The following is a 10,971-nucleotide window of genomic DNA, read 5'->3' as shown; positions in this document are numbered from 1 at the left end:
GCCTATGGTTGCGTCTCATGGGGCTGGGCCTTCTGGCTTTGGTTCTGTGGGGCAGCCTTTGGGCAGGGTTTGAGAATTTCAATATTTTAAGCGCCATGGGCAGAACGGATTGGCCGACTGCTCTTGCCTATGTTCTTGTCAACTTTGCGTTTGTCGCTTTGGCACTTTGGATGCTGCGCGGCGGGCCAAAATTAATTCGGGAAAAGAAGTGAGCATCCCCAAACTTCATGTCGCGGTATTGATGGGCGGTTGGTCGTCCGAGCGCCCTGTCTCGTTGATGAGCGGCGAGGGCGTGGCCAAGGCGCTGGAATCGCGCGGGCATAAGGTGACGCGCGTCGATATGGGCCGCGATGTGGCGCAGGTTCTGTCCGCCGCCGCACCCGATGTGGTGTTCAACGCTCTGCATGGCACGCCGGGCGAGGATGGCACGGTGCAGGGGATGATGGACCTGCTGGGCCTGACCTACACGCATTCGGGGACAACGACCTCGGCCATTGCGATTGACAAGGAATTGACCAAGCAGTTCCTGGTGCCCCATGGCATTCCGATGCCGGGCGGGCGGATTGTGAAGTCCTCGCAATTGTACGAGGCCGACCCTCTGCCGCGTCCCTATGTGTTGAAACCCGCCGCCGAGGGCAGCAGCGTCGGCGTGGCGATTGTGACGAATGAGGGCAATTACGGCAATCCGATCGCCCGCGATGTCGAAGGGCCGTGGCAGCATTTCGATGAATTGATGGCCGAGCCTTTCATTCGCGGGCTGGAATTGACCACCGCTGTGATGGGCGACCGGGCGCTGTGTGTGACCGAGTTGAAACCCAAGACCGGTTTTTATGATTTCGACGCCAAATATACCGATGGCCTGACCGAGCATGTTTGCCCTGCGCAGATCCCCGACGAGATCGCGGAAAAGTGCAAGGAACTGGCGCTGCGTGCGCATCAGATCCTAGGTTGCAAAGGCACCAGCCGGTCCGATTTCCGCTGGGATGATGAAAAGGGCGTCGATGGCCTGTTCCTGCTGGAAATCAACACCCAGCCGGGGATGACGCCCTTGAGCCTCGTGCCCGAACAGGCGCGCTATCTGGGCATGGATTACGAAACTTTGGTGGAAGCGATTATCGAAGAAGCCCTGAAAGACGCCGGAAAGCTTTAATCTATGAGCCAGACCATCCGCCGGGGCGGATCGAGCGCCCGCAAGGTGGCCGCCAAGGCCCAATCCGCCCGCAAGGTGGAGGCCGCACGCGCGCGCACCGGATCGGTGATGGATCAGATCATGGCCCATTTGCCCATTACCGAGGCGCAGTTGCACAAGGTTTTTCTTGTGCTGATTCTGGCGGCGGCGGGTGTGGTGCTGTGGGTGGTGGCCGGGCTGGCGGGGGTGCCCTCTCTGGCCGAACAGCGCGCGGCCAGCCTTGCCACGCAGGCGGGTTTCGCGGTGCGCCGGGTCGAGGTGCATGGCGTCAAGCAATTGAACGAGCTGAAGGTTTACGAGCGCGTTCTGGGCACGCAGGGCCGTCAGGCGATGACGCGCATCGACCTTGAGGCGATCCGTCAGGATCTGATGACGTTGAGCTGGGTCGAGGATGCGCGGATTTCGCGCCAGTTGCCCGATACGCTGATCGTCGACATTACCGAGCGCAAGCCGCAGGCGGTCTTGAAGCAGCATAATGAAGATGGCAGCGACAGTTTCGTGCTGATCGACGCGACCGGCCATGAATTGCAGGGCATCAGCGCGGGCCGTGTCGGCGGGCGTCTGGTGCTGGCCGGTGATGGGGCAGAGGGGCAGATGGCCGCGCTCGAAACCTTGCTGGAGGCGGCGCCCGCGCTGCGCGGTCAGGTGGCCGAGGCAGAGTGGGTCGGGCATCGCCGCTGGAACCTGACGTTCAAGAGCGGTCAGACATTGGCCTTGCCCGAAGGGGCGGCGCAGGGTGCCAAGTCTTTGCAGGCCTTTGCGCGGATGGACGGCACGAACCAGTTGATCGGCGGCAAGGTTCTTGCCTTTGACATGCGCACGGGCGACCGGATGTACATGCGTTTGCGCGGGGATGTGGACCCGAACAATCCGGCGGCCTCTTTGGCGACCGGTGGCGCGCCGGTGGCTTCAACAGCGGCGCCCGTGATTGCGGGCGCGGCGGCCGGGGCGGTTGCGGCCAAGGCGGTGGCGGTCAAGAGCGAGGCGCCCAAGGTGGAGGCTAAGCCGGTGGTTCACAAGGAAACCGCCAAGCCAGCGATTAAGCCTGCTGCCAAAGCCCCAGTGAAACCTGCAGCCAAACCAGCGGTCAAGCCAGCTGTTCATAAGGAGGCTGCTAAACCGGCAGCCAAGGCGCCTGCGAAGACTATTGCGAAACCGACGGTTAAGACTGCGGTTAAGCCTGCTGCCAAGGCCGCGACCAAACCTGCGACGAAATCCGTCGCCAAGCCGGTGGCGAAAACCACCGCCAAACCTCATGCCAAGAGCGGGGAGAAACACTGATGCCCGCACCGCGCATCGCCCGCGTTTTTGGCGCGGTCAATATTGGTTCGTTTCGCATCTCGGCCCTGATCGCAGGGCGGGCGGAAAATGGCGACCTGATGGTTTTGGGCAGCGCGCATCGCGCCGCACAGGGGGTCAAGCGTGGCTATGTCGTGGATATGCCTGCGGCCACCTATGCCGTGCGCGACGCGATCGAGCGCGCCGAAAAAATGGCCAACACCAGCGTTTCTGGCGTATGGGTCGGGTGTTCGGGCGCGGGTCTGGCCAGTCGGATCGCGCATGTTGAAAATGAGATCGGCGGACGGCGCATCGAATCGGATGATATTCAATCGCTGCTTATTGGCGCGCGTGAAGTGATCCAGCCGGAAGGGCGGATGGTTTTGCACGCCAGTCCGGCGCATTATACGCTGGATGGCGCGCATGGTGTGACCAATCCCAAGGGGCTGCACGCTGAAAAGCTGGGCGTGGATATTCACGTCATGTTGGCCGACGGCGCGCCGGTGCGCAATTTGACTGAGTCGGTTCAGAACGCGCATCTGGACGTCGAGGCGGTTGTGGCCAGCCCGATGGCCACCGCTTTGGCCTGTTTGTCACAGGAAGAGCGGGAACTGGGTGTCGCATTGGTCGAATTTGGCGGTGAGGTTACAACCGTTTCGGTTCATATTGCCGGGATGCTGCTCGAATTGCGCACGATTCCGATGGGGTCGGGCGATATTACCGACGCCATCGCGGGCGCATTGGGCATCCGCCGTTTTCAGGCCGAGCGTTTGAAATGCGTCAATGGTTCGGCCATCGCCAGCCCGGCGGACCATCGCGAGATGATTCCCGTCCACGGTCCGGGCGAAGAATTTACCGGACAATTGGCGCGCCATGCCGACGAGAAAAACCGCATCCCGCGCGCCGAATTGATCAGTATCATCACGGCCCAACTTTCAACCTTGATGGATGAAATTTCCAAAGTGTTGAAGCAAATGGGTTTTGCCGGAGTGAAAGGCGCGCAGGTCGTGTTTACCGGCGGCGGGGCCGAACTGGCGGGGCTGGCCGATTTTGCGCAAGGGGCGCTGGGCCGACCGGTACGAATCGGACGCCCGGCCAATGGTCTGCTCAAAGGCTTACCCGAAGCCCATGCAACGCCCGGTTTTTCGACTCTGGCGGGGCTTGCGCTCTATGCCGCATCCGATCCGCAGGACATTCGCACCATCGGTCCGGCCCGTTCGGGGCGCAGCGGACCCGGCGGGATGGGCATGTTGACACGGTTTTTCCACGCGATGCGCGATTATTTCTGATAGGTTGACCCACCAAGCGCAGAAAACCGTCGCAGTTCTGTGGACAAATGGCGCAAACGCTTTGCTTCACGGCTTCGATCTGTGCAATTTCGCTCGATACGGTGCCTATCTTTTAAATCGGATTACGCACCCGGCAGGAGAAGGCAATGAGCATCAATATTGGCCCGGCCACCGTTGAGGAACTGCGTCCCCGCATCACCGTGATCGGGGTGGGCGGCGCCGGTGGCAACGCCATCGCCAACATGATCCGCGCCGAGATTGAGGGCGTGGACTTTGTGGTGGCCAACACGGACGCCCAGGCGTTGAACAATTCCATCGCCGAGCATCGCATCCAGCTTGGCCCGGAAATCACACAGGGCCTTGGCGCGGGTTCGCGCCCCGAAGTAGGGCGTGCGGCGGCTGAGGAAACGCTGGCGGAAATCGACCGCCTGCTGGACGGCGTGCATATGGTGTTTATCGCGGCCGGCATGGGCGGCGGCACCGGCACCGGCGCGGCCCCCGTCATTGCCGAGGCGGCGCGCAAGAAGGGCGTGCTGACGGTGGGCGTGGTGACCAAGCCGTTCCTGTTTGAAGGCACGCGCCGTATGCGCAGCGCCGACAGCGGCATTGAAGAGCTGCAAAAACACGTCGATACGCTGATCGTTATCCCGAACCAGAACCTGTTCCTGGTGGCCAAGGCGGAAACGACCTTCAAGGAAGCGTTCCAGCTGGCCGACGAAGTGTTGCAACAGGGCGTGCGGTCGATCACCGACCTGATGGTCATGCCGGGCCTGATCAACCTCGACTTTGCCGACGTGCGTTCGGTCATGGCCGAAATGGGCAAGGCGATGATGGGCACGGGTGAGGGCGAAGGCGCCAACCGTGCGCTTGAGGCCGCCGAAAAGGCGATCGCCAACCCGCTGCTCGACGGCGTGTCGATGCAGGGCGCGAAGGGTGTTATCATCTCGATTATCGGCGGCGACGACATGAAGCTGCTGGAAGTCGATGAAGCGGCCAATCATATTCGCGAACTGGTCGATCCCAACGCCAACATCATCTGGGGTTCGGCCTTTAATCCCGATCTTCAGGGCAAGATCCGCGTGTCGGTGGTGGCCACCGGCATCGAGCAGACGGCTGTTCAGGCCGAAGAAGCCTCGCGTCCGTTCAGCATGCAGGGTTCGCGCGCTCCGGCTCGTCCCGGTTTTGTGCCGCAGCAGCAGGCTCCCGTTGCTGCGCCTGCTCCGGTTGCGGCGCCTGCACCTGTTGCCGCGCCCGCTTTCGCGCCGCTGGTTCAAGAGCCGGTGGCCTATACCCCGCCTCCTTCGCAGGAGCCGCTTGATCTTGGCGCACTGGGCGGTGCGATTGAGCAGGCCCCGGCGCCCGCGCCTGCCGCCCCGCCGCGTGATGAGCTGCTGCTCGATGCAAGCCGTCTGGCCGAAGAAGATGATGCGCCGATGATCGCGCGTCGCCCGCTTCCGCCGCAGGCCCCTGCGCCGCAGCCCGAAGCGCCGCGTTCGGCCGGAACTTTGTTCGAGCGTATGGCCAACCTTTCCGCGCGTCGTCGTGACGACAATGACGCGGGCGGGGATGAAGGCGGTTCGATCAACATTCCGCGCTTTCTTGGGCGTCAGAACAATCAGTGATGAAAGGGGCCGGGCAGGCATCGTCTGCCCGGTTTATAGGACGCGGCGAGATGATCGCAGTATGGCCTGAACCGCAGCTTTTGCGGGCGATGGTGCGGGCAGGGGGTCGAGCAGGGCTTGCTTTTGCCTTGCTTGCTTCCGGATCGGTATTGGGTGCCGGCGCTGCTTTGGCGCAATCTTCCTATCCCGTGGTGCAACAGGTGGGCACGCAGGGGGAAGGGATGGACCCCAATCGTGCGATGTCCGCCGCGCTGGCCCGATTGGGCCGCAATCCGCGCGATGTCGAAGCCTTGTTGCAGGCGGGCGAATCCGCTCTGGCGATGGGTGATACGCAGGCGGCTATTGGTTTTCTGAGCCGCGCAGACCGTTTGCAGCCCTATCAGCCGCGCGTGATGGCCAATCTGGCCTCGGCGCGGATGCGGATGCAGGACCCGGTGACGGCGCTGGGCCTGTTCGACGATGCGGCCAAGGCGGGGCAATTGTCCGGTGAGCAGATCGCCGACCGTGGTTTGGCCTATGATCTGGTGTCCGACAATCTCACGGCGCAGCGCTACTATCGCGAGGCTTTGGCCGCGGGGGCGGGTGATGAAGCCGCGCGTCGTTTGGCGTTAAGCTTGGCGATTATGGGCGATCGGCGCGCGGTTGAAACTGTGCTCGCGCCTTTGCTGCAAAAACAGGACCGGGGGGCGTGGCGCATTCGTGCCTTTGCCTATGCGATTTTGGGGCGTGAGGAGGAGGCGGTATCCATCGCCAATTCGACCATGCCACCTGAAATGGCCAGCGCGATGGCGCCCTATTTGCGATACATGCGCCAGTTGACCCCGGCGCAGCAGGCAGCGGCGGCCAATCTGGGCTTTTTCCCGCAACCGTCGCAGATCGGGCAGGAAAACGCCCGTATCGCCGATTATATCGCCAGCCAGCATTTGAAGCGGCCCACCATGGCGGATCAGGGGCTGGTGCCTGCTGGACAGCCTTTGGGAACTCGTCTGGCCAGTGCAGAACCAGTTTCCCGGCCCGGCGCGAAGGTGGAAAGGGCGCCGCGCAGGGGCAGCGAGGAATTGCCTCCGCGTGGTGAACCTGCGCCGCCTGAGCCGAAGCCTTCGCGCGTGGATGAGCCTGCGGTGCCGGTGGAACTGGCGGCTGCGGCGCCTGCAACGCGTCCTGCGGCGCGGGTGGTGGAAGCGCGGCCTGCGCCTTTGGCGGCGGCCCCTGCGGCCGTCACCAGTTTTGATTTGTCGCGCAGTGCGGCCCGTGCGCCGCAGGTGGCGACGGTGGCGGAAACGTCCGAACCGGTGGTTGAACCGGTCGCGCGCGTGGTCCCTGTTCGTGCAGAGCCCAAGCCGGAGCCGGTTAAGCCCGCGCCCGTCAGGCAGGGCGTCAAGCCAGCGCCGGGCAAAAAGCCCAGCTTTGCCGAATTGTTCGAGGATTTCGGCAAGGCGTCAACCGCGCCGACACCCGCCAGCGGCGCGGTGGATATTCGCAAGATCCAGCCTGCCCACACTGCTGCCGCGCCTGTGGCCAAGGAGGTTCCGTCGAAGGAGCCCCCGGTGAAGGAGCCTACTGCCAAGGAACTGGCGGCTAAGGAGCAGGCAGCCAAGGAATTGGCGGCGAAGGAACTGGCCGCGAAGGAAAAATCCACCAAGGATAAGGCTGGTAAGACTGGCAAGGAGAAGCTGGGCGCTGAAAAGGTGCTGGCAGAAAAGGCTGTCGTCGAAAAACCAGTCAAGGAAAAGGCCAAGGAGGCTCCGGCCGTGCCCCAGCATCCCAGCCGTATCTGGGTTCAGGTGGGCGTTGGTCGTGACAATGACCGTATTTTGTTCGACTGGCGCAAGTTGCAGCGCAGTGAAGCCGAGTTGTTTAAGGCCCAAAGGCCGTCGATTTCTGACTGGGGCCGCACCAATCGCGTGTTGGTCGGGCCGTTTGATACAGAAGCGGCGGCCAAAGCCTTTAATGAAAAGGCGCATAAATCCGGCCATAATGACAGTTTCGTCTGGATCAGCCCGGCGGGCCAAGTGGTTGATTCACTGTAATCAGTCACGTTTCGTCTCATAATGGGGCGCCGTTTGTCTCTTTTCCACAAGCTGTAAACAGGCTTATGGAGTTATGCGCAGGCCATGAAGGTTGCGCGGCTTGTGCTTGGGCCCAAGAGTGCCCCATGCAAGCGGCGTATCAATAGGCCTCCCGCGCTTCAGGTCTTCGGCTTGGGTCGGGGGCGCGCCGCATCGGGTTCTTGAGACTGGAATGAGCATGATGAGGACAGGCGAGGGCGATTTCGGGCGGCATGAAGATTGCGCGCCGGTCGAGATGCTCGGACAATTGTTCGAGGCGCGGGGCTGGAATTATGAATTCGTCGGCGACGATGAAATCACCGGCGAAGTGCAGGGCAGTTGGGCAACCTATCAGTTGCGCGCGGTGTGGCGGTCGGAAGACAATGTGCTGCAATTGCTGTGCCTTCCCGACATTCGCGTGCCCGATGACAAGCGCGGCGCGATGTTCGAGGTGCTGGGCCTGATCAACGAACAGCTTTGGCTGGGCCATTTCGATATCTGGTCGAACAACACGATGCTGCTCTATCGCCACGGCTTGTTGCTGGGCGATGATGGGCTGCTCAGCCTCAGCCAGGCGCAGATGCTGGTAGAGGTGGCGGTTGAGGAATGCGACCGTTTCTATCCCGCGTTTCAATTCATCCTGTGGGGCGACAAGAGCCCGTCCGAGGCTTTGGCCGCCGCTCTGGTCGACGCGGCAGGGGAGGCTTGATCATGGCGGCGAACTGGCCTGCGACGGTTTTGTTTATTGGTTGCGGCAATATGGGCGGCGCCATGCTGACCGGATGGCTGCGGGGCGGAGTTCCGGCGGAGCGCTTCACGGTTTACGACCCGTTTCTGGCCTCGGCGCCCGATGGCGTGGAATTGCTGCGTGAATTGCCGGAAGGACGGGTTTTTGACCTGATGATTCTGGGCGTCAAGCCGCAGATGCTCGATGGCGTGGCCGGGGCGCTTACGGCTCTGGCTGGGCCGGATACGGTGGTTCTCTCGATGCTGGCCGGTGTCGAAATGGCCAGCCTTTCGCTGCGTTTCCCTGATGCGCGCGGGTTGGTGCGGGTCATGCCCAACCTTGCGGCTGCCTTGGGCAAATCGCCGATCGGCGTTGCCGCGATGGGGATGGATGAGGCCGCGCGCGAATGCGTGATGGCGTTTCTGGCGCCTTTGGGTACGCCCGAATGGGTCGAGGAAAGCCTGTTCGATGCGGTGACCGCGCTGGCGGGGTCGGGTCCGGCCTTTGTCTATCGCTTTATCGACGCGCTGGCCGCGGGCGGGGCGCAGCTGGGTCTTGATCCGGCACAGTCGCTGCGTCTGGCGCTGGCGACGGTGGATGGGGCGGCGGCGCTGGCGGCGGCTTCGGATGTGGGGCCGGGCGAGTTGGCGCGGCGGGTATGTTCGCCGGGTGGGTCGACCTTGGCCGGGGTTGCGGTGCTGGACGCAGGTGATGCGTTGGCCAAACTGATGCTGGATACGCTGACGGCTTCGCGCGATCGCAATGTCGAATTGGGCGCCATGGCGCGCGAAGCGGCGAAGTAAGTCAAGCGCGCGTACCATTTGGCGGCAAATTTTACACAATTTGCGCCAGAGCAACACTTTGATACCAATTTTACACTACGCCCCGCTTGAAAGCGTGGGGCGTAAGGGCGATATTCCCTGAGTGCGCCGCAGGTTTTGCTGATCGGCGCTATATGGAGTGAATGACATGGCCATCTGGAATGACCCCCAGCCCACGCAGACGGGCTTTGGCGCGTCTTCGAGGATGAATGCTGGGTATGTTGACGCAGCAACCCTCGATATGGGGCTGCGCAAATATATGCTGTCGATTTACAATTACATGGCATCGGCCGTGATGCTTTCGGGCATTGTCGCGCTGTTGTTCGTGCAAAGCGGGATCGCAGCGCAGGTTTTCGTAACGCCGCTGCGCTGGCTGATCGTTCTGGCGCCTTTGGGCTTTGTCTTCGCGATGAGCGCGGGCATGGGGCGGATGCAGACCGGCACGCTTAAGGCCTGCTTCTGGGGCTTTGCCGTGGCGATGGGGCTTTCGCTCTCCTCGCTGCTGCTGGTTTACACCGGGGCTTCGATCGCGCTGACCTTCTTTGCCACTGCCGGCGCTTTTGCTGGTCTTAGCCTTGTGGGTTACACGACGAAGAAGAGCCTGTCGGGCATGGGCAGCTTTCTGATCATGGGCCTGTTCGGCCTGATCATTGCCTCGCTCATCTCGATGTTCTTCCACGTGCCGGGTCTGGGCTTTGCCATCTCGGTGCTGGGCGTGCTGATCTTTGCGGGTCTGACCGCCTATGACACCCAGCAGCTCAAGCACAGCTATGTGCAGGTTGCGGGCACGCCTTATGCCGAACGCGTGGCCATCATGGGCGCGCTGACGCTGTATCTCGACTTCATCAATATGTTCCAGTTCCTCCTCAGCTTCCTGGGTGATCGCCGCTAAACCTTTCATCAGGAAGCCTGGGAACAGGCAAATTATCGTGCCCGAGGAGCCATCCGGCGCCTCGGGCATTTTCTTTGCACCCCGCTTGGGGTATTTGGATTAAACTTTGCGCCGTGATCAGGGACCGGCGCGTGAAATGAGGTGGCAGGTGAATCGTATCCGGTTGGCATTGATGGGTTTTGGTTTGGCTGTTTTGGGGGCCTGTTCGGCGCCCCCCCCACCGCCGCCTCCGCCGCCTCCGCCGCCCCCTCCGCCCAAGGTTGTGGTGATCCCGCCCCGTCCCAAGGCGCCCTTTGGCGCAGCGGGCAATGTGTCCATCCCCAGCATCGGGGCCGATGGCGTGCGTCACACGATTCTGGTCGATTCCGTCGATTCTCAACTCGTGTGGAATTTGCGTGCGGCCTATAATGTTGCCGCGCTCAACTGTAACGGCCCGGCCTATGTCGAAATTGCCGACAATTACCGCGCCTTCCTCAAGAGCCATGCCAAGCCGCTGGCCCGCGCCAATGCGGGCGTGGATGCCACGTTCAAGGCCAAGTATGGTGCCAAGGACTATATCCGCACGCGCGAAACCTATATGACGCAGGTCTATAATTACTTCGCCTATCCGCCGACTTTGACCCATTTCTGCGATGCGGCGCTGGTGATGAGCCGCGAGAGTGCGGCGATCAAGGCGGCCGACTTGCCCGATTTTTCCAAGCGCAGCTTTGCCAATTTTTCGCGCGTCTATGAAAACTTCTATCGCGCCTATGAACAATACCGTGTCGAATTGGCCGAATGGGAGGCCAAGTATGGCACCCCCGGCGCGCCAAAGCCCAGCCTCGGCACCAATTGACCTGGGCGTGGGAAGGTAGAGATTTTTCGGGTTTGACGAAATTTTCCCCTTCCCACCCCGTGGCGCTTTCGCTAAGGGGTCGCGACCCAAGGTGTTTTTGCACTAAGGACTGCACTGGAACGGGGCCGTAGCTCAGCTGGGAGAGCGCGTCGTTCGCAATGACGAGGTCAGGGGTTCGATCCCCCTCGGCTCCACCAAGTGCCATGCGATAAGCGATTGGGCCGTCGGCTTTTTTGCCAGACGGCCCTTTTCGCATTGAATTTTCATACG

General features: G+C 61.9%; 10 protein-coding genes and 1 tRNA gene. All 11 read left to right on the top strand.

Annotated features, from left to right (window positions below; all coding sequences use genetic code 11):
* The first annotated feature begins 17 nt into the window (after positions 1 to 17).
* The 11 genes from ACZ9HU_RS04610 to ACZ9HU_RS04560 all read left to right on the top strand — a co-directional run bounded on the left by ACZ9HU_RS04610 (position 18) and on the right by ACZ9HU_RS04560 (position 10,898).
* Positions 18 to 212 (top strand): hypothetical protein, encoded by a 195-nt coding sequence (locus ACZ9HU_RS04610; protein WP_476102831.1) that lies wholly within the window; start codon positions 18 to 20, stop codon positions 210 to 212.
* Positions 209 to 1,150: a D-alanine--D-alanine ligase gene (locus tag ACZ9HU_RS04605; protein WP_476102829.1), complete on the top strand. Its 942-nt coding sequence runs from the start codon at positions 209 to 211 to the stop codon at positions 1,148 to 1,150. Before ACZ9HU_RS04610 ends, ACZ9HU_RS04605 begins: the two co-directional genes overlap by 4 nt.
* Positions 1,151 to 1,153: 3 nt before the next feature.
* Positions 1,154 to 2,470 (top strand): cell division protein FtsQ/DivIB, encoded by a 1,317-nt coding sequence (locus tag ACZ9HU_RS04600; RefSeq protein ID WP_476102827.1) that lies wholly within the window; start codon positions 1,154 to 1,156, stop codon positions 2,468 to 2,470.
* Positions 2,470 to 3,756, top strand: a complete 1,287-nt coding sequence (ftsA, locus tag ACZ9HU_RS04595) for a cell division protein FtsA (protein WP_476102824.1) — start codon at positions 2,470 to 2,472, stop codon at positions 3,754 to 3,756. The genes ACZ9HU_RS04600 and ftsA overlap by 1 nt, the downstream gene beginning before the upstream one ends.
* A gap of 146 nt (positions 3,757 to 3,902) precedes the next feature.
* Positions 3,903 to 5,378, top strand: a complete 1,476-nt coding sequence (gene ftsZ / locus ACZ9HU_RS04590) for a cell division protein FtsZ (RefSeq protein ID WP_476102821.1) — start codon at positions 3,903 to 3,905, stop codon at positions 5,376 to 5,378.
* A gap of 50 nt (positions 5,379 to 5,428) precedes the next feature.
* A complete protein-coding gene (locus ACZ9HU_RS04585) occupies positions 5,429 to 7,408 on the top strand; it encodes an SPOR domain-containing protein (RefSeq protein ID WP_476102817.1) in 1,980 nt (659 codons plus the stop codon).
* Positions 7,409 to 7,625: 217 nt separating this feature from the next.
* A complete protein-coding gene (locus ACZ9HU_RS04580; protein WP_476102814.1) occupies positions 7,626 to 8,135 on the top strand; it encodes a type III secretion system chaperone family protein in 510 nt (169 codons plus the stop codon).
* Positions 8,136 to 8,137: 2 nt separating this feature from the next.
* Complete coding sequence (locus tag ACZ9HU_RS04575; protein WP_476102811.1) at positions 8,138 to 8,956, top strand: pyrroline-5-carboxylate reductase family protein; 819 nt, start codon at positions 8,138 to 8,140, stop codon at positions 8,954 to 8,956.
* 166 nt (positions 8,957 to 9,122) lie between these two features.
* Positions 9,123 to 9,866, top strand: a complete 744-nt coding sequence (locus tag ACZ9HU_RS04570; RefSeq protein ID WP_476102808.1) for a Bax inhibitor-1/YccA family protein — start codon at positions 9,123 to 9,125, stop codon at positions 9,864 to 9,866.
* A 265-nt stretch (positions 9,867 to 10,131) separates the two neighbouring features.
* Complete coding sequence (locus tag ACZ9HU_RS04565; RefSeq protein ID WP_476102806.1) at positions 10,132 to 10,701, top strand: hypothetical protein; 570 nt, start codon at positions 10,132 to 10,134, stop codon at positions 10,699 to 10,701.
* A gap of 121 nt (positions 10,702 to 10,822) precedes the next feature.
* A tRNA-Ala gene (locus ACZ9HU_RS04560) sits at positions 10,823 to 10,898 on the top strand.
* Positions 10,899 to 10,971 lie beyond the last annotated feature (73 nt).

Source organism: Novosphingobium sp. Sphag1I (assembly GCF_056279125.1).
Note: the sequence above shows the minus strand (reverse complement) of the source record. Positions and strands in the feature narration are given on the sequence as shown.